We start from the raw sequence: 25,750 nt of genomic DNA on the forward strand, positions 1-25,750 counted from the left end.
AGCGGCTCTAGGATACCTTGTGCCGGCGGCGGACGCTTGCGGGGCGACCATTGATCGAGAGCCGGCTGTCATTGCGGTTCTTCTGCGCGACGATCCTGCCCTTGGAGATGACCGCCAGTCGATCCGGCCGCAACCGGACGGCTTCGATCGGATCGCCCGCGTCCAGAACGACCAGTGAGGCAGTCTTGCCTTCCGCGATCCCGTAACCATCGAGATGCATGATCGCCGCATTGTGCTGGGTCACCATGTCGAAGCAGCGCCGCATTTCCTCGGGCGAGGTCATCTGGGCGACGTGCAATCCCATGAACGCCACGTCCAGCATGTCGCCGGTGCCAAGACTGTACCAGGGATCGCGGACGCAATCCTGTCCCCATCCGACGGTGATCCCCATCGCCTGCATCTCTTTCACGCGCGTCAGGCCGCGCCGTTTGGGATAGGAGTCGTGCCGTCCCTGAAGGACGATGTTTATGAGCGGATTGGGGATCGCCGCGATCTCCGCTTCGGCAATGAGAGGCAGAAGCTTGGAGACATAGTAGTTGTCCATCGAATGCATCGAGGTCAGGTGCGATCCCGCAACCCGGCCCTGAAGCCCGAGGCGCTGGGTCTCGTAGGCGAGCGTCTCGATATGCCGGCTCATAGGGTCGTCGGTTTCGTCGCAATGCATGTCGACCGGCAGGCCGCGTTCCGCCGCGATCTCGCAAAGCGCGCGCACGGATGCACGGCCGTCCTCCATGGTGCGTTCGAAATGCGGGATGCCGCCCACGATATCGACACCCATGTCGAGTGCGCGGACGACGTTCGCGGCTCCGGTCGCCGTGCGCAGAAAACCGTCCTGCGGGAAGGCGACAAGCTGCAGGTCGAGATAGGGTTTCACGCGCTCGCGGACCTCGAGCATCGCGGTGACCGTATTCAGGTGGTCGGGTGTGGTGTCGACATGGGTACGGATCGCGAGAAGTCCCATCGAGACCGCCCAGTCGCAATAGTCGAGCGCACGGTTCACCATCTCGTCCACGGTAGCGATCTCGCGCAACTCCCCCCAGAGATCGATGCCTTCGAGCAGCGTACCGGATGCATTGATCCGAGGCGTGCCGTAACTGAGCGTCGCATCCATGTGAAAATGCGGATCGACGAAGGGCGGCGCGACAAGATCCCCCGCGGCGTCGATGGTGGTGCCGGCGGTCGAGCCGTCGAGCGTACCGATCGCGGCGATGGTGCCGCCCCGGATGCCGATATCGGCGATTGTTCCGTCCGGCAGGGTGCCGCCGGTCACGAGGATGTCGAATTCGGCCATCAGCGCTCTCCGCGATTGTAGGGGACCATCAGGGCTTCGGGCACCTGGGCGCGGCGGGACATGAGTACGAGCGCCAGGATCGAAAGGACGTAAGGCACCATGAGGAAGATCTGGTAGGGCACGACCGCGCCCAGCGGTGTCTGCTGCATGCGTATTTGCAGGGCGTCGAAGGCCGCGAAGAGAAGTGCCCCGATCAGGGCCTTTCCGGGTCGCCACGCACCGAATACGACGAGCGCAATGCAGATCCATCCGCGTCCGTTCACCATCTCGAAGAAGAATGACGAGAAGGCGGACATGGTGAGGAAGGCTCCGCCGACCGCCATGAGGCCAGAACCGACAACGACGGCGCCCATGCGGATGGCGGTCACCGAGAGGCCCTGAGCCTCGACCGCCGAGGGGTTTTCGCCAGCGGCCCGCAGCGCGAGACCGAGCGGCGTTCTGTAGAGTACCAGTGCGACGATGCCCGCCGTTGCAAGGGCGAGGTATGTCAGGGGCGTCTGGGAGAAGAGTGCTTCGCCAAGGAAAGGGAGGTCGGAGAGCACGGGGATCTCGACCGGCTGGAACGGTTCGATCCTGGGCGGGCTTGTGACTTCGGGCAGGGCAAGGCGGTAGGCGTAATATGCGGTGGACGTGGCCAAGAGTGTCACCCCAAGTCCGACCACGTGTTGCGACAGGCCGAAGGGCACCGTCAGCGTGGCGTGGAGGAAGCCGAACAGCATCCCCGAGATCATGGCGACCATAACGCCGGGCCAGAGCCCCAGCCCTGCATAGACCGCGATCCAGCCTGCAAAGGCGCCGAATACCATGATGCCCTCGATGCCGAGGTTGAGTACTCCCGCGCGCTCGCAAATGAGTTCACCCATCGTTGCGAAGATAAGAGGCGAGGCGATCCGCAGGACCGCGCCCCAGAAGCTGGCTGAAAGGAGTATTTCAAGGATTTCCATCGCTACCCCCTCACCACCCGGAAACGCGCGAGAAGGATCGCCAGCACCATGAACAGGAGAGCCGTCGCGAGCGAGATGTCCGCAATATAGGTTGGCACCTCCGCCGCGCGGCTCATGCTGTCGGCGCCGACGAAGATGCCTGCCACGAAAAGGGCCGAGACCACGACGCCCAAGGGATGCAGAAGCGCCAGCATCGCGACTATGATGCCGGTGTAGCCAAAGCCCGGCGAAAGATCGAGGGTCAGGTTCCCCTTGAGTCCTGCGACCTCGGAATAGCCGGCGAGCGCGGCGAGACCACCGGAAAGAAGCGCGGTTTTAAGGAGAACCCGGTTCACCGGGATACCAGCGAAGCGGGCCGCATCCGGGTTTTGCCCGACGGCGCGAATCTCGTAGCCCAGCGTCGTGCGAGTCTGGATGACCCAGACGGCAATGGCCGCGATTATCCCGAGAGCGAAGCCCCAGTGCAGTCTGAGGCCGTCGACGATCCGGGGCAGCCGCGCATCGCGGGGCAGGGCCTCGGATTTCGGCCAGCCCATGCCCATCGGATCCTTCAGTGCGCCTTCAAGCAGCATGGAGACGAAGAGCAGCATGATGAAGTTGAAGAGGAGCGTCGTCACGACTTCATCCACGCCAAGCCGGACCTTCAGGAACACGGGCCCCAGGAGGATCAGCGCGCCAGAGATCACGGCAAAGAGCGCCATGACCGGGATGGCGAGAGGGCCTGGAAGCCCGAGTTTCGTGCCGATCAGGACTGTCACGAGGGCGCCGGCGTACAGCTGCGCCTCGGCCCCAATGTTCCAGAGCTTGGCCCGGAACGCGACCGCGACGGCAAGTCCCGTGAAGATGAGAGGCGTTGCCCGGTTCAGGGTTTCGAGGACGGCGAATTTCGACCCTGCAGCGCCCTTGATGATAAGTCCAAGCGTGGCGAAGGGATCGGCGCCGGCAAGCATTGCGAGGAAAGATGCCACGCCGACCGTCGCCACGAGTGACGCGGCGGGCAGGCCGAGGGTTCGCAGGAGCGTCGGGCTGGAGACAGGTTCAAGCCGCATGGTCGAATCCCTGTCCGGCCATCCAGGCGCCAAGTTCGGCCGGGCTTTTCGTGCCGCGCGGGAAACCTGGCGAGATGCGGCCCTCGGACATCACATGCACCACGTCGGACAGCGCGAGTATTTCATCGAGATCCTCCGAGATCAGCAGGACGGCCGCTCCGGCGTCGCGCGCCTCGATCAGTCGTTCCTGCACGTAGGTCAGCGCACCGATATCCAGTCCCCGCACGGGCTGGTTTGCCAGGATGATGCGCGGGTTCGATTCCAGCACGCGACCGAGGATCAGCTTCTGCATGTTGCCCCCGGAGAGAAGCCGAATACGGGTCTCCGGGCCGGGGCAACGCACATCGTAGCGGGCAATGATGTCCTCTGCATGCCCACGCGCCTTGCGCCAGTCGATGAATCCCGTGCGGCTGAAAGGCGGCGCGGCATAGCTTTCCAGAACGGCGTTCTCCGTCAGCGAGAAATCGGCGATCGAGCCGAGCGCGTGGCGGTCTTCCGGTATCCGTCCTATCCCCGCATCGAGGGCTTTGCGCGGTGACCAATCCGCAGGGCGATTTCCGGAAACCAGCATCTCGCCCTGTTCCGGCTCGGTCAGGCCTCCGATCAGGTCGGCAAGCGCACCCTGGCCGTTGCCGGAAACACCGGCGATGCCGACGATCTGCCCTTCGCGCAAGACAAGGCTGGCGTCTTTCAGACCGGTCCGCCGGCCTTCGGACGGCGTCGACACATTGCGGATTTCAAGCAGGGCTTCGCCCGGGGTGCGGGTTTCGGCATGGGGCAACGCCACCTCGGCTCCGACCATCATCTCGGCAAGCCTGTGACGGTCGGTGTCCTTTGTGGCGACTTCACCAACCAGTTTTCCGTGGCGCAAAACGATGACGCGTTCGGAAATCGCGGTCACCTCGTGGAGTTTGTGCGAGATGAAGATGACCGAAAGCCCCCTGGCGACTGCCTTCCGCAGCGTCTGAAAAAGCGCTTCGCTTTCCTGAGGGGTCAGGACGGCGGTCGGTTCGTCCAGGATCAGAACCCGCGCGTCCCGGTAGAGCGCCTTCAGGATCTCGACGCGCTGGCGCTCGCCGACCGACAGTGTCTTGATCGGCGTGTCGAGATGGACGGTCAGCCCGAAGTCGCGTGACAGGGCCTCGACCCGTGCCCGCCCTTCGGCCTTCCCGAGACTTGCGCGCCAGAGCGGAACAGTTCCGAGCAGAATATTCTCGAGTGCGGTCATGTTTTCGGCGAGCGTGAAGTGCTGGTGCACCATGCCGACGCCTGCGGCCAGCGCAACGCCGGGCGCGCCGGGGGGAAGCGTTTCGCCCATCACCTCGACCGTGCCCGCGTCGGCGGTGTAGTGGCCGAACAGAATGTTCATCAGCGTGGTTTTGCCCGCGCCGTTTTCTCCAAGCAAAGCAAGAACTTCGCCCTTGTGCAGGGCGAAGCTGATGTCTTCGTTTGCCGTCAGCTGACCGAAACGCTTGGTGATTCCGGTCAGCCTCAGGACAACGTCCCGGGACGGGCGGTCTGTCATCAGGAAGAGGTCGGTTCTTCGTCGTTGACCGTGACCACGAAATCTCCGGACCGGATGGCGGCCTCGCGCTCTGCCACCAGATCGAGAGCCGCCTGAGGAACCTTGCCGTCGAAGGTGCCGAGCGGCGCGAGGGAGCACCCGCCTTCCTTCATGTAGCTGTAGAGACCGTAGTTTGCGGCCTGGAAGCTGCCATCGGCAACGCGCGATAGGGCCGCCTGCAGCGTGGGCTCGAAATGCCAGAGCGCCGAGGCAACGACCGTGTCGGGATAATCCGGTTGCGTGTCGATCACGTTGCCGATCGCGAGAATGCCGCGCTCCTGCGCTGCGTCCGAAACACCGAAGCGCTCGGCGTAGAGGAGGTCCGCGCCGTTTTCGATCATGGCGAAAGCTGTTTCCTTTGCCTTTGGCGGATCGAACCAGGAACCGATGAAGCTGACCTGGAAAGTTGCATCCGGTTTCATCTCGCGCACGCCTGCCATGAAGGCATGCATCAGGCGGTTGACCTCGGGGATCGGGAAGCCGCCGACCATGCCGATATTGCCGGTTTCAGTCATTGCGCCCGCTATGATGCCAGAAAGGTAGGAGGCATCCTGGATGTAGTTGTCGAACACGGACAGGTTCGGGTAGGCGGGGTCGTCGAGGAACGACGAGCCAAGCAGGAAGGCGGTCTCCGGGTAATCGAGCACCACTTCGCGGGCTTCCTGCTCTACACCGAAGATTTCACCGATGATCAGCTTCACGCCCTGCTCGGCATATTCCCGCATGACGCGGGGATAGTCGGTGTTCGCCGTGTTCTCGGAGAAGGTATAGGTGATCTGGCCCGCGGCCTTTGCCGCCTCGGCCGCGACGTGAATGCGGCTGACCCACTGCTGTTCGACCGGAACCGTGTAGATGCCGGCCACGCTGATCGCGTCCTGCGCCAGAAGACGGCCTGGCGTGATAAGGCCCGCTGCAGCTGCTGCGCTGCCTGCTCCGAGCAAAAGCTGGCGGCGATGCAGCGTCGAGGCGGTGATGAGTTTTCTCGTCATGGTTTCCCCCTGTTTCGACGTAATTTTTGGTTTCGTACTTCTCGACGGTTGGCCGCCGTTTAGACCAGCCCGACGCTGCCAACATCGGGCCGTTCGGAGTGGAATGATACAAAACTGTGCGTTGCTTCATGAAGCGTCTATTTCTGATGCACGTCAAGGACCGGCGTGCCGAAGCGATGCTGCTTCGTTCGTCTTCGAAGCCTGCCGGAACGTGCTTCCAGATCGGCAGAGAATGCTGCAAATCAGTACGCGGAACGCCTGACGTCACCAGTGGATGACACTCCAAATCGAAGATGACGCCGGGCTTGCAAATTTGCCCTGTCCCGGTGCCATATAGGTGTGTGCGCTTCGGCAGCACGGCTTGCGGGGGGAGGCGGGACCGGATGGGCGATAGCCGGAAGATTTCGTGTTTTGTGAACGGGAAGGCCACGGAGCTGGAAACGGATCCGAACGTACCCCTTTTGCATGTCCTCCGTGAAGCGCTTGGAATGAAGGCCACCCGTTTCGGCTGTGGCGAGGCGACCTGCGGTGCCTGCACCGTGATCGTCGATGGGCGTCCGGTCATGTCCTGCGACATGCCTGTCGGCCAGATCGACAACTGCCGGATCGAGACCGCGGACAGCCTTGCGGGGAACCCTACACATCCTCTGGTTTCGGCCTTTCTCGATCATCAGGCTGGACAGTGCGGATACTGTCTTCCGGGCATACTGATGACGGCGAAGGCATTACTGAGCGAAGAACCCACGGCGAACCGGGAGCGGATCGCCGCGGCTTTGGACGGTAACCTCTGCCGCTGCGGTGCTCATGCGCGAATACTGGATGCGATTGAGGATGCAGCGGCGCGGATGTCCGTTGAGGTCCGCGTATGAACGGCACTGTCCCGCCCCTGTTGGCCGACGCTCCATTGCTGAGCGACTGGGTCAGTGTTTCAGCCGACGGTCGCATCACCTTCATGTCCGGCCGCGTCGAGCTGGGGCAGGGAAATGCGACTGCTCTACTCATGATGGCGGCCGACGAGTTGGGTGTCGCGCCGCACGCCATCGAACTTGAGACGGCCCGTACGGACCGGACGCCGAACGAGGGCTTCACCGCAGGCAGCATGTCGATCACATTCGGCGGGCAGGCCTTGCGCTGGGCCGCCTCCGCTCTTCGTGTCAGCATCTTTTCGCAGGCTGCCGGGCGGCTTGGTCTGGAACCGGGTGATCTGAACCTGGTGGGGGGCAAACTTCTTGCGCGTGGTGAACCAAGCGGGCTTCGTCTGGCTGACATCGCCAAGCACGTGGACCTGTCGAGCGAGATTGCACCGCTGGCGCGTCCGAAAGCGGCGGATGAAAGGTGGGCAACCTTCCGGGACATTCCCCGCCCTGACCTGATCGAACGGCTGACCGGGGCCCCATTCGTGCATGACATGACCGCGCCGGACATGCTGCATGGCGCGCCGGTTCATCCGCCGGGCATGTATGCGCGACTTGTGGCTCTTGACCTCGGCGAACTTGAATCGCGTCCCGGTGTCGTGAAGGTCATCCGCGACGGATCTTTTGTCGGCATCATTGCGGATACACCGTTGGCGGCCGCGCGGGCTGCCGACTGGGCCAGGCGAACTGGTACCTGGGACGACGCCCGGGATGAGACGGGTGACCCTGTCGAGGTTATCAGGCAGTCGAGCGGAGGCGCGGAGACCGTTCTGGAAACGGGTGACGTCAACCGGAATATCGGAGAGTGGTTCGAAACGACTGTCTCTCGGCCCTACCTGTTTCATGGCTCCATCGGCCCGGCCGCGGCCGTGGCCGTCTGGGAGGCCGAGAGCGCGACGGTCTGGACCCACAGCCAAGGTGTGTTCCAGTTGCGCAAGGCCATTGCCGAGACATTGCGCAAGGAAGAAGACGATATCGTCGTCATCCATCGGCCCGGCGCCGGTTGCTACGGGCATAACGGCGCTGATGACGTTGCATTGGATGCGATCCTGATGGCGCGCGCGGTGCCCGGCAGGCAGGTCAAGGTGGTCTGGTCCCGGTATGACGAGTTTCATGCCGCGCCCATGGGGGCGGCTATGGCCACGACGGTTCGTGCCTTGCTCGGCCCCGACAATACACTGTCAGCCGTGGACGTGACGGTGAATTCCGCCCCGCACACCAATCGGCCGGGCATGAGCGGGTCGCCGAACCTGCGCGCCGCGGCCTACCTGTCGAACCCGATCATGCCTGCGCGATCGGCCGATCTTCCCCTGGCGCGCGGGGGAGGTGCCGACCGGAACGCGGTCCCTTCCTACAACGTGGGGGATGTCCGTGTGCGAAAGCGGCTGGTTCACGATCTGCCTTACAGATCCTCGTCGCTGCGCTCTCTCGGGGCGTATAACAACGTGGTCGCCAGCGAGACTTTGATGGACGACATCGCGCATGCGATCGGCGAGGATCCGTTGCAGTTCCGGCTGAAGCATGCGGATGACCCGCGCGCACGAGAGGTTCTCGAGCGCATCGATGCGGAGACGCGAACGGCCCGGTCCGGGGATCAGCCGGAGGGCGCCGGGTGGGGCCTGGGATACGCGCGCTACAAGGGAACAGCCGGATACTGCGCCGTGATGCTGCGCGTCGAGGTGGACGGAAACGTCCGAGTGACGCATGCCTATTCGGTCTGCGACGTCGGAGAAGCGGTTAGCCCGGACGGCGTGAAGAACCAGATCGAAGGGGGCATAATCCAATCGATCAGCTGGACCTTGAAGGAGGCCGTGCCCGTCGACGGTTTGACGACAACGGTCGAGTCCTGGCTGGACTATCCGATTCTGAAATTCAGCGAGATCCCGCGCTTGTCGGTGACGGTGATCGACAGGCCGGGGGAGACGCCGCTGGGAGCAGGCGAAATCTCGCAGGGGCCGGCCGGCGCGGCTGTGTCGAACGCCGTGCGCGCGGCGCTTGGGGTCAGGATCCGGCGTCTGCCGATCACTCGCGAGGCGATCATAGGCGCCGTCTCAGAGTAGGGGACTTCCCTGAAGGTTCTGCCTCAGTATGGATTCCTTGGCGTTCTGTCGGAGGACAGGGATTGCTGGCTGCGCTCGACCAGCAATTCGATCGCGTCGGCCAGGTGTTCGCGGTCGATATGGTGGTCGCCGCGGGCGACGCGGATCCGGTGCGCCTCGATCATGACGTCGGCATGGCGGCAGCCTTCGGGAGGCTCGAACCGGTAGGACGCGATTTCGATCAGCAGCCCCAATGGGTCCTGGAAATAAATCGAGTCCATGAAACCACGGTCCTTGGGGCCGGAATGCTTGATCCCGCGATCATCGAGCCGCTTTGCCACCTGCCAGAATGTGGCCTGGCTGACATTGAAGGCAATGTGATGAACGGCCCCCGGCTCGGTAGATGTCCGGCTGGAATCCGGTTTGCGATCTTCATTGGTGAAGATCGTGATCAGGCGTCCGTCGCCGGGATCGAAGTAGAGATGGCCTTCGTTCGGATTGTCGAGGTTGGGCTGATCGAAGATGAAGGGCATGCCAAGGAGCCCTTCCCAGAAGTCGATGGAAGTTTGCCGATCCGCCCCCACAAGTGTGATGTGATGGACGCCCTGCGCCTGGATCTTTCTGATATCGCTCATTGTCTCGTCACTCCCCTAAGTTGCCTGTTTCCGGCCCTCGCCGTTCCGCGCGTTCAAGAGCATTCCCCAAGGATCGGATCCTTGCCGGGCTCACCCCGTCGGCGCGTCCGGGCGAAGCAGGCCGTTCGATTTCAGGTCTTCCCATAGTGCAGGCGATACCTCTGCCGACGCGGCCTTTATGTTGCTTTCCATTTCCTCCGGGCTCTGACCGCCCGGGATGACCGAAAGAACCGAGGGATGGCACAAAGGGAACCGGAATGCCGCATCGACCATTCTGACACCGTGGCTTCGGCAGATCTCGTCGATCCGTTCGACCCGCCGCAGAATCTCCGGTGGTGCGGGTTCATAGTTGTAGAACGCGCCTTCGCGCGCGCCGGTTGCCAGGATACCCGAGTTATAGGGTCCGCCGATCACAATGCCGATGCCCCGGCTTTCGCAGAGTGGCAGGAAGCTGTCCAACGCTTCCTGTTCCAGAAGCGTGTATCGGCCTGCCAGCAGAAAGATGTCGAAGTCGCCGCGTTCGGCAAGCCACTGGCATGGCTCCCACATGTTGAGCCCGGCGCCGATGGCCTTGATAACCTTCTGGTCGCGCAGCTGGACCAGCGCCTTGTATCCGCCGCCCATGAACTGTTTCAGACGTTCGTCCAGGACGGCTTGCGACCCGGTCACCTGAAGGTCCAGATCGTGCGCGTAGAGAATGTCGATCCGATCCACCCCCAACCGTTCAAGGGAGAACTCGAGAGAGCGCATGACGCCGTCGTAGCTGTAGTCGTAGACCTCGACCCGTGCCGGGACGTCGAACCATTTTCCGAAGCCGTCGCGCTTGTCCGCGGCGACTGCGCGGAGAAGGCGTCCGACTTTCGACGAGAGGACATAGGAATCGCGGTCCTTGCCTTTCAGAAACGGGTTCAACCGGGTTTCGGACAGGCCAAGGCCATACAGCGGCGCAGTGTCGAAATATCGTATTCCGCTCTCCCAGGCGCGATCTTGGATGGCCCGCGCGTCCTTGTCGGGGATTGCGCGATAGAGATTGCCGAGGGGAGCGGTGCCGAAGCCGAGCTCGGTGAAGGCAAGTCTGCCGGTCCCAAGGCGGTCGAATGTTCGGACTGCCAAAGCCATGGTTCACCCCCACGAAGCGCCGACCTGTTTGCGGCCATGATTTTTGTCTGATCGTAGCCGCCAGCTGAGCGCGAGTCGATCCAATGGTGGCTGCCTTGTCCGGAGGCTTGGGATTACGTCGCAAAGAACAATTGACGACCGGTCAAATCACAGGTGCAATCAGGCGCAGGGGAGGCTGAGTCATGAAGGAAATCGCGTTTGCCCTGGATCTGGTCGATGATCCGGCAGGAATTTCGGAATACGTGGAGTGGCACAAGAAGGTCTGGCCCGAGATCATGCGCGGCATGGCGGGAACGGGCGTGCTTGCGCAGCACATCTACCTGATTGGCAACCGTCTGTTCATGGTTCTCGAGGTCGAAGACGATTTCGACTATACCCGCGATTTTGGCCGTTATCTGAAGGAAACGCCGCGCGCGGCCGAATGGGACACCATGATGCGCAAGCTCCAGCGCACGGTTCCCTGGGCAGCCGAGGGCGAGCTTTGGGCGCACATGGAGCGCGTCTATGATCTGAATGAACAGCTTGCCAAAGCCGGAGGAGACCCGCGCCCACTGCAATCGGCCGGTCCGATACTCGATACGCACCATCACCTGTGGAAGATAGAGCGCGGCGATTACTTCTGGATGTCGCCGGACCTTGACGTGCTCTATCGGGACTACATGCCCAAGGACCTTGAGCCATTTCTCCGGCAGGCTGGCGTATCGAAGACCATACTTGTCCAGGCGGCTGATACCGAAGCCGAGACGGAGTTCCTGCTGGAAATCGCCGAGAGCTGTGAGTGGGTGGCTGGCGTGTGCGGGTGGCTGGACATGGACAGCGACACGTTCCCGTCACGGCTGGATCGCTTCCGGAGGAATCCCTATTTCAAGTCGTTTCGCCCGATGCTGCAGGATCTGCCCGAGGATGACTGGATCCTGAAACCGAGGGTTCTGAAGAATCTTGCCTACGTGGCCGAGACTGGCACTGCCTTCGAAATTCTGACCCGGCCTCCGCAATTGCCTTATGCGGTCGAGGCGGTGAAGCGCACTCCGGGTCTGAAGGCAGTGGTCAACCATATCTCGAAGCCTTTCATCGCGACCGGTGGCATGGAGCCCTGGGCCAGCCAGATGGCGCAATTCCGCGACTATCCGGACATTTACTGCAAGCTTTCCGGGCTTGTGACCGAGGCTGATCATGAAAACTGGCAGCCGGAGGATTTGCGACCTTATGTGGCGCATGTTCTAGACGTTTTTGGCATCGACCGGGTGATGTTCGGCTCGGACTGGCCTGTCGCCCTCCTTGCGGCCAGCAGTTACGGGGATGTGGTGAATGCCTTGCGTACGATAGTTGGGCCGATGCTTTCGGTCGATGGGCATCGCAAGCTGTTTCACGACAACGGGTCGCGCTTCTACGGGCTGTAGGAAAGAGGTTTGACGTGCTCGAACGGGATTATGATCTGCTGGGCGAAAGCGGAAAGCGGGCCGTGGAGATCGGATTGGCGGCCGCTGAATGGTATCACTCGGATATTCCACGCGAGGAGATGAAGGAACTCATGTCGCGGCGCGACGGTCCGGCGATCCGCGACTCGATCATCTATTATGGGGCGATGATTGTCCTTGCGGGCCTGACCATATGGCTCTGGCCGTCGCCATGGGCCTTCGTGCCATTCATGGGGTATGCGGTTCTTTACGGCAGCGCTTCGGACAGCCGCTGGCACGAGGCGGGGCACAGGACGGCGTTCAAGACGCGCTGGATGAACCGCGTTGTCTATCATATCGCCTGCTTCATGCTGTTCCGGAACCCGGTGATCTGGCGCTGGAGCCACTCGCGTCATCACACGGATACGATCATCGTTGGCCGTGACCCCGAGATCCAGACGATGCGGCCGCCCAAGATTCCGAGACTGGTTCCGATGTTCTTCGGGAAGCACCAGTTGGACGGGTTTATCAGCATGTTTCGCTATGCGTTTCACGGTCTGAACGAGGCTGAAAAATCATTCGTGCCGGAGCCTGAACAGCCCAAGGTGGCAGTGATCGCTCGGGTTTGGGTGGCAATATGTGCCGCTGTCGCGTTGACCGCGATGGCCACCCAATCGCTTCTTCCTTTCCTGCTGGTAGGTGTTGGTCCTTCGCTCTTCGGCTCGTGGCATTTTGTCATGACCGGATTGCTTCAACACACCGGCATGGCCGATAACGTGATCGATCATCGGCTGAACACGCGAACGGTCTACATGAACCCGATCAGCCGCTTCATCTATTGGAACATGAACTATCACGTGGAGCATCACATGTTTCCGATGGTGCCGTATCATGCGTTGCCGAGGCTGCATGAAAAGATCAAGCATGACCTTCCCGAGCCGAACCACTCGATTGCAGAGGGGCTGGCGGAGGTTGTCGGGGCGCTGAGAAAACAGCTGACCGATAAGGAATTCCGGATCGAGAAGGAGCTTCCGTCCACGGCGAGGCCATACCGGATGGACTATCATGCCGAGGCTCTGGGTTTGCCGGCGGAGTGAGCGGAATCGCTTCCCTCATTGACAGTTGGGCCCCGGCACGCCTTGTTTGCCGCCGAGCAAGGAGACTGCCATGCCAAAGGATATCCCCAACAGGCCTCGCTATGCGGCGCGTCTGAATGCGTTCAAGGCGTCCTTGCCGCCGGACGGGCGCGACACGCCAAGCCTGCTCGCTCTTGTCGCCGGTGTCGGAGGGATCGACGCGGCCGATCTGAACTACCCTGATCAGGTCTCGAGCGCGAACGAAGGCGAAGTGAGGCGCGCGCTCGACGCCCATGGCATTCACCTCAACGGTCTGGCGATGCGCTATTACGGAGAGCCGGCTTTCGCGATCGGCGCGTTCACGAATCCTGACCTGACCATCCGCCGGAAGGCCATCGATCAGACCCGCGAAGCAATCGACATCTGCGCGCGACTTGGTGCCGAGCAGTTGACGCTCTGGATGGGTCAAGACGGGTTCGATTATGCGTTCCAGGTCGATTATGCGCGCGCCTGGGACGATACGATCGCGGCCATGGCGGAGGCGGCAGACCACAACCCGGACATCGATATCGCGATAGAATACAAGCCGAACGAGCCACGCGCCTACGCGCTGATGCCCGATATCGGCACCACGCTTCTGGCGACAAAGGAGCTGAACCGCCCGAATGTCGGGGTCACTCTGGATTTCGCCCACGTTCTTTACGCTGATGAAATGCCGGCCCATGCCGCGCACCTCGTCGCGCGGCACTCCCGCATCATGGGCGTTCATCTGAACGACGGGTACGGCAAGAGGGACGACGGGCTGATGGTCGGCACCGTGCATCCGGTCGCGACCGTGGAGCTTTTCGTCGAACTCGATCGCATCGGGTATGACGGCGTGATCTATTTCGACACCTTCCCGGACCATTCTGGTCTGAGCCCGGTCGAGGAAGCGCGTACGAATGTCATGATCACAGACCGGCTGCGCGCGATTGCCAATACGCTGCGGGATGACAAGGATCTTGCGTCAGCCATCGCGCGGCAGGACGGGGCTGTCAGCCAGCGGATCGTGGCAAAGGCACTGTTCGGCGCATGACCGGAGAGAGGGTTCTCGTTCTGGGAGCGCTTCACCACGACGTGGTGGTGGACGCGCCACGACTGCCCGCCGTGGACGAAACCTTGCCGGGGACCGGCGTGGATTATCGGTTTGGCGGGAAAGGCGGCAACCAGGCGGTGGCGGCGGCCCGCATGGGTGCCGAGGTGTCCATGGCGGGCCGTGTGGGGCGTGACGAGGCGGCATTGGCAATCCTGTCGACTTTGGACGCTGTGGGCGTCGATCGTTCGTTGGTCCTGGAAACCGATGCTTCGACGGGAATGAGTGTGGCAATCACGCTGCCGTCCGGCGACTATGGTGCGGTGATCGTCTCGGGTGCAAATCTTGAGAACGACGGTGACGTTGCCTTTCAGGAAGCGCCGGCAACTGTACTGTTGCAGAACGAGATTCCCGAAGCCGCCAATCTTGCCCTGGTGCGGAAGCTACCGCCGGAGACGCGACTGATCGTCAACGCGGCTCCCGCTCGGCCTCTGTCGGACGAATTGGGCGCGCGAACCGATGTCCTGATCGTAAACCGGGTCGAGGCCGAGGGTATGACGTGCCTTGCCAACCCTGAGGATGCGGTTCGTGCACTCGCGGAAAAGGTTCGTGGTGCCGTCGTGTTGACGCGAGGAGCGGACGGTGCGCTGCTGGCGGAGGGCGGACAGGTAGCCGGTTATCCCACGGTGCCGGTGACAGTCGTGAGTACCCACGGCGCGGGGGACATGTTCACCGGTGCCCTCGCCGCACGGCTCACCGCAGGACATCGCCTGGACGATGCGCTGTCCTTTGCGCAAGCGGCTGCCGGACTTTATGTGTCTTTGCCCATTGCGCAGCGGGATCAGATTTCGGCCGCGGCGGTCGCGGGCTATCTCGCCTACTGATTTAGTCATTCGGATGCTTTCCAGGCCGATGGCTTCTGCGATAGGGTCGCGCCAGGGAGAAAGCTATGACACGATTTCAAGCGTTGTTTGGTGTGGCGAAGCCAGTCATTGGAATGGTCCATCTGGGCGCCTTGCCCGGATCGCCGCTTCACGACAAAGAAGCGGGTCTGGATGCATTGGTCGCGAACGCGAGCGCCGATCTGCAGGCTTTGCAAGCCGCCGGTTTCGATGCGGTGATGTTCGGGAACGAAAACGACCGGCCCTATGAATTTGACGTCGACAGGGCGTCGACAGCCACGATGGCCTACGTGATAGGCAAGCTTCGCGACGAGATCACCGTGCCGTTCGGTGTCAATGTTCTTTGGGATCCGATGTCGACCGTTGCGCTGGCCGCCGCGACCGGTGCCGGCTTCTGCCGCGAGATTTTCACGGGAACCTATGCTTCGGACATGGGGCCTTGGACACCGGATGCGGGCAAGGCCATGCGCTATCGCGACAGGTTGGGGCGATCCGATCTTGTTATGCTCTACAATGTTTCGGCTGAGTTTGCCGATAGCCTGGACCGGCGACCGCTTGCGGACCGGGCTCGATCTGCTGTGTTCTCCTCCATCCCCGATGCCGTTCTGGTCTCGGGGGCGATCACAGGCGAAGCTGCCCGAATGGAAGACCTCGAGGCGGTGAAGGCGGTCCTTCCGGGAACGCCCGTGATGGCGAATACCGGGGTCAAGCACGCGACGGTGGCGGAGGTTCTGAGGATTGCGGATGGTTGCATCGTGGGATCGGCGTTGAAGATTGACGGCGACACATGGAACGCGATCGATCCCGATCGCGCGAAGGATTTCATGGACAGGGCAAGGGCTGCCAGATGAACATCCGCGAGCTAGTGAGCGACCTGATGTCGGTACCCGGTCTGTCGGGCCATGAGGACAGGGTGCGTCGCCAGATCGCAAAGCACCTTTCACCGATTTCCACTGAGAGTGATCGCCTTGGCAATCTTTGGGCGACGTTCGAAGGTACGGGGCCCAGCGTCTTGCTGTTCACGCATATGGATCAGCTCGGTTTCATCGTCCGCAAGATCGAAGCCGATGGTTTCCTGCGCCTGGAACGCCTGGGCGGCGTGCCTGAACGCGCTCTGGCCAGCCAAGAGGTTCTTGTCTGCGTTGGAGAGGGGCGGGACGTGCGCGGCATCATCGCGAACAAGAGCCACCATGCGACGACACCCGATGAGAAGTACACGGTCGTCCGCTACCCGGACCTCTATGTCGACTGCGGGTTCGAGAGCAGTGACGAGGTCACTGCCGCCGGTATCCAGATCGGTACGCCTGTCGTTTACGCTCCCGGTTCCTCCGCGCTTGGGGCACATCGACTGACCGGTCCGGCGATTGACGATAGAGCGGGCTGCGCCGTTTTGATCGATGTCGCTCGCGCGCTCTCGCGGCGGGCGAATGGCCCGACCGTTCATGTGGCCTTCACGACGCTTGAAGAGTTCAACTTGCGTGGAGCGCAACCCTTGGCGCAGCGGTTGATGCCCGACATCGCGATCCAGGTCGATCTGATGCTTGCCACCGACACCCCGGACATGGGCGACCGGGGAGAGATGGTTCTGGGCGGCGGGCCAGGGATCAGCCTCTACAGTTTCCACGGGCGCGGCACGTTGAATGGTGTCATCCCGCATCCCGCCATGGTGGGTCTATTCGAAACGACTGCCGATGCGGAAGGGATCCGGCTTCAGCGCAGCGCACAGACCGGTGTGCTGACCGACCTGTCCTATGTCCAGCTTGTCGGAGAGGGTGTGGCATCCATCGATGTCGGCTTTCCCATGCGGTACTCGCACTCCTCGCAGGAAGTCGTCGATATCCGTGATCTCGACTCTTTGCGCGACCTCCTGGTCGCCGCCCTGTCCCGGATCGGACCGGACTTCAGCCTTTCACGAGATTGAACAACCGGAGGGGTTCATGGCCTATACGCTTGGGATCGATATCGGCACATTCGAGTCGAAAGGCGTTCTCGTCGACGTCGCGACGGGCGCGATCATCGCTCAGGCCGCGCATCCCCACGAGATGCTGGTGCCGCAACCCGGATGGGCCGAACACCGGCCAGAAGAAGATTGGTGGGGCGATACCGTCAGGATCATTCGCCGACTGCTGACGGAAAGCGGGGTCGATCCGGCCGGGATCGTGGCGGTGGCGACCTCGGCAATCGGGCCGTGCATGCTGCCGGTAGGCGCCGATGGCAAACCGTTGATGAACGGTGTGCTTTACGGAGTGGATACTCGGGCTGAGCGAGAGATCGCGGACCTGAATGCCGAGATCGGTGAAGCGGCTATCCTGGAGGTATGTGGCAATGCGCTGACCTCGCAATCGGTGGGGCCGAAGATCCTGTGGCTCAGGCGACGGCATCCCGAGATCTTCGCGCAGACGGCAAAGGTTCTGAGCTCGACGAGTTTCATTACACATCGTCTCACCGGTGAATACGTTATCGATCACTACACCGCCGCCAATTTTTCTCCGCTGTACGACGTTGGCAAACTGGATTGGACGGAGGGGCTGACCAAGGGCATCATTCCCTTGGATCGCTTGCCGAAACTGCTCTGGAGCACCGAGATCGCCGGACAGGTGACTGCGGCGGCAGCGGCGGAAACCGGACTAGCCGAAGGAACGCCCGTGACCTGCGGGACGATAGATGCGGCGGCTGAAGCCGTGAGCGTCGGTGTGCGCCGCCCGGGCGACATGATGATGATGTACGGCTCGACCATCTTCATCATCCAGGTGACAGAAGCGCCGGTCCGAGACTCGCGGCTCTGGTATGCGCCTTGGCTGGTGCCGGGACAGCATGCCTCTATGGCAGGCCTGGCAACGAGCGGAACGCTGACGCATTGGTTCCGCGACCAGTTCGCGCGGGAGCTTTCCCGCGAGGACGCCTTTCCGAAACTGGCCGAGGAGGCCGCCGCTTCGCGTCCAGGGGCGAACGGCTTGATCATGCTGCCTTATTTCTCGGGGGAGAGGACACCCATACACGATCCCAAGGCTAAGGGTGCGTTCTTCGGTCTGAACCTGACGCACACAAGGGGAGACATGTACCGCGCCCTGATTGAGGGCATTGCCATGGGAACGGCCCATGTGATCGAAACCTACCGTGATCTGAACGCAGCGCCAGACCGCATTCTGGCAGTGGGTGGCGGCACCAAGAATGCCTTGTGGCTGCAGGCGACATCGGATTTCGGCGGTGTACCCCAGATCGTGAGCGAAAAGACCGTGGGGGCCAGCTATGGCGATGCGCTGATCGCGGCGATCGCCGTCGGTGCAGCGGAACCGGAGGATATCGCTGTCTGGAACCCGGCGGTCGAGAGTATCGAGCCGGAACGCACGGCGGCGCATGAGAAACACTATGCCCTGTTTCGCCGGCTCTACGAGCAGACAAAGGACATTGCCGCCCAGTTGAGCGTGCCCGAATGAGCAATAACTTTGAAACGGCTTTGGGCGAGCTTGGCGCGGTTGCGGATCGCATCGACCCTCGCGAGATGCACGCCGCAATGGACATGATCGCCAATGCCCGGCGGATCGTGCTTTACGGCTGCGGGCGCGAGGGCTTGCAACTCCGGGGTTTCGCGATGCGGCTTCACCATCTGGGGTTGGACGTCGCCATGCAGGGCGACATGGCCACGCCTCCGGTCGGAACCGGGGATCTTCTGATCGTCTCGGCCGGACCCGGCGAGTTGGCCACTGTCACGGCGCTCATGCGTGTTGCCCGCAACGCGGGGGCGGACGTTGTGTTCCTGACCGCTGTACCTGAAACTCCCAGTGCGTCACTGGCCAACTGTGTGCTGACCATTCCTGCCCAGACCATGGCCAGTGATCAGGGCAAAGGGGTTACTTCGGTCCTTCCGATGGGTTCGGTTTTCGAGGGAGCCTTGTTCCTGCTGTTCGAGATCATGGTGCTTGGACTGCGCGATCGCCTTGCCGTCACGCCCGAGGCCATGCGTGCGCGCCACACGAACCTGGAGTGACGCCATGCGGTTCGAGATGATGCTGCCCTACCAAATCCGTGCCGCGATCGCCGCGAACACGCCGGTCGTGCTTCCGCTTGGTGTTCTGGAATACCACGGAGAGCATATGGCGGTGGGCATGGATACGCTGGCCGTAACACGCGTTCTGGACCGGTTGGAGCGCGAAATGGACCTCGTGATCCTTCCGCCATTCTACTACGGCGCAGCCAGTTATGCTGTGGAAGGTCCCGAGGGCACGGGCTCACTGCATGTCGATGCGGGCAAAATCGCGCCCTTCGCCGAGGAGATGTTCATGGGCCTCTTGCGTATCGGCTTCCGGAATATCCACGGCATTATCCATCACCAATCCGAGAACTTCATCGCGGGGATGCCCACGGATCTCGCTTTTCGGTTCGCGGGGCGGCAGGCGGTCTTCCGGTTCCTGGAAGCCGAGAGGGGGGAGGGCTGGTGGGGACGGAACGACATGCGCGATTACTATGCGCAGCACGAAACGGGCACTGATCCGTTCAACTGGATCAGGGTGCATCCGCTGATGACATCAGAAATCGTCGCAGAATATCCCTTCGATCATGCGGGCGTCGGAGAGACCTCGCTGATGATGGCTCTCGCACCCGAAGCGGTGGAAGCCGGGCGAATAGACGCGAACACGGGCTGGTATACTGAGACTGCGCGCGACGCCTCGGGGGAACTGGGCGAAAAGGGTGTAGCGATGATCCTCGATCATCTCCGCCGCGTGCTGGTCTAGAGCGGCGGAAGGTCGATGACGCCCTTCTTCAGCAGAAAGCATCCGTATGGTCCGCTGTCGGATGTGCGAATGACGCAGAAGGCACGCTTGGCAGCGTCGTAGAACGCGAAACGCTCAAGCGACTGCATGGTAACCGGTCGTCCTTCCGCCGCGTCGACAACGCCTTGCATCCGATCGAAGATCGGCATCCGCGCACCGGGGTTGCCGACCACCTCCATACGTGTGACCGGTGCTTCCACGAAGGTGTCGAGCGGCATCAAAGTAAGGATCGCCGCAGCCCCGGTGGGAATGTCGCAGCCGGCCATAACTATCAGACTTCCGTAGGTCGTCTCTTTGGCGATGGTGACGGCCGGATGGTTCACGTCGCAGATCAGAAGATCATCGCCATGCCCCATCAGCATCAGCGCATGGACGATCTCGGCGGAGAGACGCTGGTCTATGCCTTTCAGCATTACTTCACCGCACCGGCAGCCATGCCCTTGATGATGTAACGCTCCAGAACGACGCCGATGACGATCAGCGGCAGGATCGCAGCTGTCGACAGTGCAGCCATCGCCCACCAGTTGATCCCCTGGCTGCCGGTCTGGCTGGCGACCATGACGGGCAGGGTCTTGGCATCGGTAGAGGTCAGAAGGGCTGCGAAGAAATATTCGTTCCAGGTCAGCACAAGCGACAGGATGAAGGCTGCGACCATGCCTGGCAATGCGATCGGCAGGACGATGGTCAGGAACGCTCCCCAGATCGACAGGCCGTCAACGAGTGCAGCCTCTTCCAGTTCGACCGGGATCGACTGGAACTGGTCGCGCATGATCCAGATGACGATGGGAAGCACCGTCAGCGTGTAGAGCAGGATCAGCCCGATCCGCGTGTCCAGCAGATCGAGCGAGCGGTAGAGCACCAGGAAGGGCAGGGCCAGAACCACGGGCGGCAAGATCAGCTGGCTGAGGAAGAAGAACGAGATGTCGGGGTTTCGCATGAACCCGAACTTGTAGCGGAAGCGCGAGAGGCCGTAGGCGGCCGTCGTTCCGAGAATGACCGCAAGGAGTGAGGCGGAGACCGACGTGATCGCCGAATTCGTGAAGCGCTTCATGAATTCCTCGCGCACCGTCGATTCCTGCCCGATCAGGCGGGGTGACAGGCCAAGCGATTCCCAGCCCTTCCATGCGGGCTCGAAGTCGACAAAGGGAACCATGTGGCCCTGCATCACGTTTGGCGCCAGTTTGAAGCTGGTCGTGATGGTCCAATAGATCGGGAAGAGACAGACGATCGTCCAGAAGATCAGTATGCCGTAAATCGCGATCCGGCTGGCGTACCATTTGGCCGTGTGACCGTGATCGGTGGGATGGTCATGGAATATCTGCTCTGCCATCTCAGTACCTCGGGTTCATCCAGCGATCGACGAGTTTCATGAAGACGGTGATCGCAAGGACGATCAGCACCAGGTAGAACAGCGCCAGAAGCGTTCCGTAGCCCACGTTGGACCGATCCCGGTATTCGCGGAATATGAAACTGGTGACCGAGTCCGTTGCGCCGCCCGGACCGCCCGAGGTGACGTTGATGATGATATCGGCCAGCTTCAGCTTGAAGATGATGCGGATCAGGATCGCCGTCAGCGACACGGGCAGCATCAGGGGAAAGGTCACCTCCCAGAAGCCGCGCCAGCCACTGGCTCCGTCCACCTTTGCGGCTTCCTGAACTTCGCGCGGGATTGCCTGAAGGCCTGCCAGTAGCATGATCATCATGAAGGGAATGAACGTCCAGGCGTCCATCGCCATGATCATGAACCGCGCGATTTCCGGGTCTGAAAAGAAGGCGGGTCTGTCCCAGCCCAGCCAGCGGGCAAGGCGCGAGATCGGGCCGAACCTGATCTCCAGCATGGACTTTCCGACCATCCAGGACACTGCCACGGGCGACAACATCAAGGGCAACAGAAATGCGACGCGGAAGAACTTCCGCGCCTTGATCTGGCTGGACAGGATCAGCGCCAGGCCAAAGGCGATGGCGTATTCCACTAGGATCGCCAGCGTATACCAGACCATGTTTTTCAGGGCATTCCAGTAGAACGGGTCGGCCCACATCTGCCGGACGTTATCCAATCCGTTGAACTGCGGGCCATCAAAAGCCGAGAGGTTCCAGTTCGAGAACGCCAGTGTCAGGGCGAAGATCAGCGGGAAGATCACCATCGCGACGACGAAGAGCGTCGCGGGCAGTATGAAGAGCGTGCGTTTGCCCTGTTCGCCTTTCACGACGACCTGGGCGATGCAGAGGCAGGTTGCCCAGACCAGGTAGCCGTAGAGCGCCGGGCGCCAGTTTTCGAGTTCGACGCTGACGGTGCCGCGCGCGGCCAGAGCGCAAAAGGCGAAAGCGGCGACCATCGCCGCGAAGGAGCCCCAGATCAACGCTTTTCCAAGACGTTTCCGCGACTCGCTGATCGTGTCGTCGGTCACGACGTGAAGCAGGTCTCCAGCGCTCATCCTGTCTTTCTTCCCGGAAAAATGTGTGGGGTCCGGTGGGCAAGCCCACCGGAGGATCGCTGCGCCCGAGGGCGCGGCGACACCCTGTTAGAGGCCCAGAGAGGCCTTGTAGAGCTCGATCTGTTGCTCTCGGCCGATCTGGTCGGTGATGTTCTCCCAGGCCGCCGCAATCGCATCCGCGGTTTCCTGGGCCGAGCCGTACTGACCGGCAAAGCCCTTGGCCAGTTCGTCCTCGGCGACCGAGTAGTACTGGAAGATGCCCGGGATGCGGGGTTCAAGGGCCGCGTTCGGGTGGTTGTAGCTGTCCGCGTTCGAGCCGAGGTAGTCCTCGATGAAAGCGCGGTCATACCCAGCTTCTTCCCACTCGTCGTACTGGAAGTGGCTGTTCCGATAGGGCTGGAAGCCCGACGGATAAGCCGAGGCCCAAAGCGAGAGGTCCTTGCCGCCGAGATGGGCGGCAGCAGACCACGCGGCCTTCTGACGCTTGGAGTCGCTGTCGACTGTTGCCATGACGTAGACGCCCCAGCCCAGATAGGCCATGTTGGGCGCTTCGTTCATGGTGTTCTCCCAAGCCCCTGCTGCCGAGTTGTAAACGCGGTCGGAGGCCGGGTTGATCCCGAAGCCGACGACATCGCCCACGACCGAGGTGTCCGAGGTGCGTGCGTTCGAGCCAACGTCGCCCCACCACATCAGCATGGAGCCTGTCCCCGCAAGGAACTGCTGGAAGGCCGTGGTGCCCGGGTCGGCGTTGATCTGGTCGGCTGGGTAGACGTCAGCTGCGATCAGGTCCATCACGTCCTGGATCGCCTGCACCCAGGCGGGATTGTTCACGCGCGGCTTCATCGTGTCGGGATCGAACAGCCAGGCCGGGTCGCTTGGGTGCTTGGCGTAGGCCGCGGCGCGGTTTTCCAGGAAGTAGAAGCCGAAGCCGCCCCAGCCTTTAAGCGGGTCGAGATACCCGTGTGCGTCGAGACCGGTCAGCGGATCGGTCTGGCCTTTCAGCGCCAGCGAGATCTCGTTGATTTCCTGCCAGGTCTTCGGCACGTCGCGCCCGGTGACCGAGCCCTCGCCAAAGTAATCGGTGCGATATGCGAAGGTATGGCAGTCGCCATCAATTGAGATTCGGTAGGTTTTTCCGTCCCAGGTTCCGACAGGCGCTTTCAGATAGTCAACGTAATCATCCATATCGATTACGTCTTTGACCCAGTCGGGCATTACAGATGCCATTCCGCGACCGAGAACGTCTCCTTCGAATGGCGCGCCCATCTCGATGATGTCGAAATCCACTGTTCCGGTCGCGATCGATTGCTGAAGGCGGGCGTTGTAGTCGGCCTGGGCAAGGTCGATCCAGTTGATCTTGGCGCCGGTGTACGCCTCCCAAGGCTTGAGGAAGCCGCGGAACAGGAAGTTATGCAGGTTCTGGTTGTTCAGCCCCATGAAGGTCAGTTCGACTCCGGCGAACTCGCCCTCGCTGACGACCTCCTTGATGGGGCCAAGGCACATCTCACCGACTTTCTGCCAGTCCGCATCGGTGGGCGATCCCATGCCTACACCGGGAATTTTTAAGATTTCTGCCCGCAGATTCCCATGTGCCGCTGCCCATGCAGGTCGGACACTCGCACCGGTCGATACGCCCGCGAAAGCTGCCATCGTGCTTGTCGCGCCGATTCCTTTCAGAACATCGCGCCGACGCAGCTTTCCGGTCCGCTTCATGTAATTGTAGATTTCTGGTCTCATAAGATATCCTCCCATGTTCACGGGTGACACGGTGCCAGCGCGAAGTTGGGCTCGTTCTCTATCGGATCGATTCCTGCCCAATGCTTAGCTTGTCTACCGTCGGGGACCGATCTGGCCCTCGCCCTAAGCCAAGGTGACACCACGTCACCCGAACCTGTCAAGCGCGGCGGTGAATTGTGCGGAAGCCGTGCGAAGAGGTGATGGACAGGATCGAATTCGCTCGACTATCGTGGGCGGCAAACAGGGAAGAGGGGTCCATGGCGGAAGTTCAGATCCGCGATGTGCGGAAAGCCTACGATTCGGTCGAAGTTATCCATGGAATGGACTTCACGATCCCCGACGGGGAGTTCGTTGTGCTGGTAGGTCCGTCCGGTTGCGGGAAATCCACGCTTCTTCGCATGATCGCCGGGCTGGAAGGGATCACTTCCGGTCAGATCGCGATTGGCGACCGGGTCGTGAACGGAGTGCCGCCATCCGAACGGGACATCGCGATGGTGTTTCAGAACTATGCGCTCTATCCACACAAGACCGTACGCTCGAACATGGCCTTCGCGCTTCGGATGCGGAAGATGGACAAGGCGGAGATTGACAGGCGTGTGAACCAGGCTGCCGAAATCCTGGGCCTGACACCCTATCTCGATCGGTATCCCCGCGCACTGTCCGGTGGACAGCGCCAGCGTGTGGCCATGGGGCGGGCCATCGTTCGCGATCCCGAAGTTTTCCTTTTCGACGAGCCGCTTTCGAACCTCGATGCAAAGCTACGTGTTCAGATGCGTGCCGAGATCCGCGAGTTGCACCAGCGCCTGAAGACAACCACGGTCTATGTCACCCATGACCAGATCGAGGCAATGACCATGGCCGACCGGATCGTTGTCATGGAAAATGGCTACATCCGGCAGATCGGTGCGCCGCTGGAGCTTTATGACCGGCCCGCGAACCGTTTTGTGGCCAGTTTCATAGGCTCGCCTTCGATGAACCTTATTGAGGGTACTGTGCGCACCGGTGGTATCGAAGCAGGTGGCACGCTTGTCTCGGTCCCGAACGTAAGCGAGTTGGGGAACGGACGAAGCGTGGTTTTTGGGATCCGGCCCGAGGATCTGATTCTTTCCGATGCAGGTCTCAAGGTGACAGTCTCGGTGGTCGAGCCGACAGGTTCGGAAACTCATGTTGTCTGTCGGATGGGGAAGGTCGATATCGTTGCGGTCTTCCGGGAGCGTCACCCGCTTTCTCCGGGCCAGGAGATCCATCTCGCACCAGCGACGGACCGCGTGCACCTTTTCGACAGCGAAAGCGGCGAACGACTGAATTAGAATATTTCGCGGCAGAACCGGTCGCCGCGGACGAAGGGAGGATATACCATGCTGAAGGGCATTGACCCGCGCCTGAACGCGGACGTTCTTTACGTGCTGCGCGCGATGGGGCACGGAGACTATCTGATTGTCGCCGATACCAATTTCCCGTCGGATTCAATCGCGCAGCAGACTGTTCATGGCGATCTTTTGCGGATGGAGAACATCACCACCGGAGAAGCCGCCGAAGCAATCCTGTCAGTATTTCCTTTGGACACGTTCGTTGATGATTTCGCCGCGAGGATGGAAATCGTCGGGGCGCCCGATGAAGTTCCGCCTGTCCAGCAGGAGGTGCAGGCTGCCGTGGACGCTGCGGAGGGTCAGCCCCGCAAGATGATAAGCGTGGAGCGGTTTGCGTTTTATGATCTCGCAAAGAACGCCTATGCGGTTATTCAAACCGGGGAGCGTCGGTTCTACGGGTGTTTCATGTTCCGCAAGGGCGTGATCCCGCCAGAGGAGTAAGCTG

25 protein-coding genes are annotated in these 25,750 nt (G+C 61.6%); 14 read left to right on the forward strand and 11 right to left on the reverse strand.

Annotated features, from left to right (window positions below):
- Nucleotides 1–7: 7 nt before the first annotated feature.
- The 5 genes from ACKLNI_RS06300 to ACKLNI_RS06320 are packed head-to-tail and all read right to left on the reverse strand — an operon-like array spanning nucleotide 8 to nucleotide 5,837.
- Nucleotides 8–1,291 carry an amidohydrolase family protein gene (locus ACKLNI_RS06300; protein WP_413718202.1) on the reverse strand — a complete coding sequence of 428 codons (1,284 nt, stop codon included), beginning with the start codon at nucleotides 1,289–1,291 and terminating at the stop codon, nucleotides 8–10.
- Nucleotides 1,291–2,235: an ABC transporter permease gene (locus tag ACKLNI_RS06305; protein ID WP_413718203.1), complete on the reverse strand. Its 945-nt coding sequence runs from the start codon at nucleotides 2,233–2,235 to the stop codon at nucleotides 1,291–1,293. Before ACKLNI_RS06305 ends, ACKLNI_RS06300 begins: the two co-directional genes overlap by 1 nt.
- A 2-nt stretch (nucleotides 2,236–2,237) precedes the next feature.
- Nucleotides 2,238–3,284: an ABC transporter permease gene (locus tag ACKLNI_RS06310; protein ID WP_413718204.1), complete on the reverse strand. Its 1,047-nt coding sequence runs from the start codon at nucleotides 3,282–3,284 to the stop codon at nucleotides 2,238–2,240.
- A complete protein-coding gene (locus tag ACKLNI_RS06315) occupies nucleotides 3,274–4,809 on the reverse strand; it encodes an ABC transporter ATP-binding protein (protein WP_413718205.1) in 1,536 nt (511 codons plus the stop codon). The genes ACKLNI_RS06310 and ACKLNI_RS06315 overlap by 11 nt, the downstream gene beginning before the upstream one ends.
- A complete protein-coding gene (locus ACKLNI_RS06320) occupies nucleotides 4,809–5,837 on the reverse strand; it encodes a BMP family protein (protein ID WP_413718206.1) in 1,029 nt (342 codons plus the stop codon). Before ACKLNI_RS06320 ends, ACKLNI_RS06315 begins: the two co-directional genes overlap by 1 nt.
- A 128-nt stretch (nucleotides 5,838–5,965) precedes the next feature.
- Here ACKLNI_RS06320 and ACKLNI_RS06325 point away from each other — a divergent pair, with 128 nt between their 5' ends.
- The 3 genes from ACKLNI_RS06325 to ACKLNI_RS06335 all read left to right on the forward strand — a co-directional run bounded on the left by ACKLNI_RS06325 (nucleotide 5,966) and on the right by ACKLNI_RS06335 (nucleotide 8,811).
- Nucleotides 5,966–6,115 (forward strand): hypothetical protein, encoded by a 150-nt coding sequence (locus ACKLNI_RS06325; protein ID WP_413718207.1) that lies wholly within the window; start codon nucleotides 5,966–5,968, stop codon nucleotides 6,113–6,115.
- 105 nt (nucleotides 6,116–6,220) lie between these two features.
- Nucleotides 6,221–6,706 carry a (2Fe-2S)-binding protein gene (locus ACKLNI_RS06330; RefSeq protein WP_413718208.1) on the forward strand — a complete coding sequence of 162 codons (486 nt, stop codon included), beginning with the start codon at nucleotides 6,221–6,223 and terminating at the stop codon, nucleotides 6,704–6,706.
- A complete protein-coding gene (locus ACKLNI_RS06335; RefSeq protein ID WP_413718209.1) occupies nucleotides 6,703–8,811 on the forward strand; it encodes a molybdopterin cofactor-binding domain-containing protein in 2,109 nt (702 codons plus the stop codon). Before ACKLNI_RS06330 ends, ACKLNI_RS06335 begins: the two co-directional genes overlap by 4 nt.
- A 23-nt stretch (nucleotides 8,812–8,834) precedes the next feature.
- On the opposite strand, the gene ACKLNI_RS06340 is transcribed toward ACKLNI_RS06335, so the two are convergent.
- Complete coding sequence (locus ACKLNI_RS06340) at nucleotides 8,835–9,416, reverse strand: VOC family protein (protein WP_413718305.1); 582 nt, start codon at nucleotides 9,414–9,416, stop codon at nucleotides 8,835–8,837.
- 99 nt (nucleotides 9,417–9,515) lie between these two features.
- Entirely contained in the window at nucleotides 9,516–10,544 is a 1,029-nt protein-coding gene (locus tag ACKLNI_RS06345; protein ID WP_413718210.1) for an aldo/keto reductase, read from the reverse strand.
- A gap of 182 nt (nucleotides 10,545–10,726) precedes the next feature.
- Here ACKLNI_RS06345 and ACKLNI_RS06350 point away from each other — a divergent pair, with 182 nt between their 5' ends.
- The 9 genes from ACKLNI_RS06350 (at nucleotide 10,727) to ACKLNI_RS06390 (ending at nucleotide 19,724) form a co-directional block, all read left to right on the forward strand.
- Nucleotides 10,727–11,944: an amidohydrolase family protein gene (locus tag ACKLNI_RS06350; protein ID WP_413718211.1), complete on the forward strand. Its 1,218-nt coding sequence runs from the start codon at nucleotides 10,727–10,729 to the stop codon at nucleotides 11,942–11,944.
- Between the two features lie 14 nt (nucleotides 11,945–11,958).
- On the forward strand, nucleotides 11,959–13,038 hold the full coding sequence (locus ACKLNI_RS06355; RefSeq protein WP_413718212.1) for a fatty acid desaturase family protein: 1,080 nt from the start codon (nucleotides 11,959–11,961) through the stop codon (nucleotides 13,036–13,038).
- A 70-nt stretch (nucleotides 13,039–13,108) separates the two neighbouring features.
- Entirely contained in the window at nucleotides 13,109–14,092 is a 984-nt protein-coding gene (locus ACKLNI_RS06360) for a sugar phosphate isomerase/epimerase family protein (protein WP_413718213.1), read from the forward strand.
- Complete coding sequence (locus tag ACKLNI_RS06365) at nucleotides 14,089–14,973, forward strand: PfkB family carbohydrate kinase (protein ID WP_413718214.1); 885 nt, start codon at nucleotides 14,089–14,091, stop codon at nucleotides 14,971–14,973. The genes ACKLNI_RS06360 and ACKLNI_RS06365 overlap by 4 nt, the downstream gene beginning before the upstream one ends.
- A 65-nt stretch (nucleotides 14,974–15,038) precedes the next feature.
- Nucleotides 15,039–15,842, forward strand: coding sequence for a BtpA/SgcQ family protein (locus tag ACKLNI_RS06370; protein WP_413718215.1), 804 nt, complete (start codon nucleotides 15,039–15,041; stop codon nucleotides 15,840–15,842).
- A complete protein-coding gene (locus ACKLNI_RS06375) occupies nucleotides 15,779–16,912 on the forward strand; it encodes a M42 family metallopeptidase (RefSeq protein ID WP_413718216.1) in 1,134 nt (377 codons plus the stop codon). The genes ACKLNI_RS06370 and ACKLNI_RS06375 overlap by 64 nt, the downstream gene beginning before the upstream one ends.
- A gap of 16 nt (nucleotides 16,913–16,928) precedes the next feature.
- Complete coding sequence (locus ACKLNI_RS06380) at nucleotides 16,929–18,428, forward strand: FGGY-family carbohydrate kinase (protein WP_413718217.1); 1,500 nt, start codon at nucleotides 16,929–16,931, stop codon at nucleotides 18,426–18,428.
- Nucleotides 18,425–18,979: an SIS domain-containing protein gene (locus ACKLNI_RS06385; RefSeq protein ID WP_413718218.1), complete on the forward strand. Its 555-nt coding sequence runs from the start codon at nucleotides 18,425–18,427 to the stop codon at nucleotides 18,977–18,979. Before ACKLNI_RS06380 ends, ACKLNI_RS06385 begins: the two co-directional genes overlap by 4 nt.
- Before the next feature lie 4 nt (nucleotides 18,980–18,983).
- Nucleotides 18,984–19,724, forward strand: a complete 741-nt coding sequence (locus ACKLNI_RS06390; RefSeq protein WP_413718219.1) for a creatininase family protein — start codon at nucleotides 18,984–18,986, stop codon at nucleotides 19,722–19,724.
- Here ACKLNI_RS06390 and ACKLNI_RS06395 read toward each other — a convergent pair.
- The 4 genes from ACKLNI_RS06395 to ACKLNI_RS06410 all read right to left on the reverse strand — a co-directional run bounded on the left by ACKLNI_RS06395 (nucleotide 19,721) and on the right by ACKLNI_RS06410 (nucleotide 23,935).
- Nucleotides 19,721–20,176 (reverse strand): RbsD/FucU family protein, encoded by a 456-nt coding sequence (locus ACKLNI_RS06395; RefSeq protein WP_413718220.1) that lies wholly within the window; start codon nucleotides 20,174–20,176, stop codon nucleotides 19,721–19,723. The genes ACKLNI_RS06390 and ACKLNI_RS06395 overlap by 4 nt on opposite strands.
- Nucleotides 20,176–21,093: a carbohydrate ABC transporter permease gene (locus ACKLNI_RS06400; RefSeq protein WP_413718221.1), complete on the reverse strand. Its 918-nt coding sequence runs from the start codon at nucleotides 21,091–21,093 to the stop codon at nucleotides 20,176–20,178. Before ACKLNI_RS06400 ends, ACKLNI_RS06395 begins: the two co-directional genes overlap by 1 nt.
- 1 nt (nucleotide 21,094) lies before the next feature.
- The gene (locus ACKLNI_RS06405) at nucleotides 21,095–22,198 is read right to left on the reverse strand and encodes a carbohydrate ABC transporter permease (protein WP_413718222.1); all 1,104 of its coding nucleotides are present in this window, start codon (nucleotides 22,196–22,198) and stop codon (nucleotides 21,095–21,097) included.
- 87 nt (nucleotides 22,199–22,285) lie between these two features.
- Nucleotides 22,286–23,935, reverse strand: a complete 1,650-nt coding sequence (locus ACKLNI_RS06410) for an extracellular solute-binding protein (RefSeq protein WP_413718223.1) — start codon at nucleotides 23,933–23,935, stop codon at nucleotides 22,286–22,288.
- A 257-nt stretch (nucleotides 23,936–24,192) separates the two neighbouring features.
- Here ACKLNI_RS06410 and ACKLNI_RS06415 point away from each other — a divergent pair, with 257 nt between their 5' ends.
- Both ACKLNI_RS06415 and ACKLNI_RS06420 read left to right on the forward strand, forming a co-directional pair.
- Nucleotides 24,193–25,245 carry an ABC transporter ATP-binding protein gene (locus ACKLNI_RS06415; protein ID WP_413718224.1) on the forward strand — a complete coding sequence of 351 codons (1,053 nt, stop codon included), beginning with the start codon at nucleotides 24,193–24,195 and terminating at the stop codon, nucleotides 25,243–25,245.
- A gap of 48 nt (nucleotides 25,246–25,293) precedes the next feature.
- Nucleotides 25,294–25,746, forward strand: a complete 453-nt coding sequence (locus tag ACKLNI_RS06420; protein WP_413718225.1) for an RbsD/FucU family protein — start codon at nucleotides 25,294–25,296, stop codon at nucleotides 25,744–25,746.
- Nucleotides 25,747–25,750: the final 4 nt, after the last annotated feature.

The sequence above is a fragment of the Silicimonas lutimaris genome (assembly GCF_047314965.1).
Taxonomy (GTDB): domain Bacteria; phylum Pseudomonadota; class Alphaproteobacteria; order Rhodobacterales; family Rhodobacteraceae; genus JAVJUV01.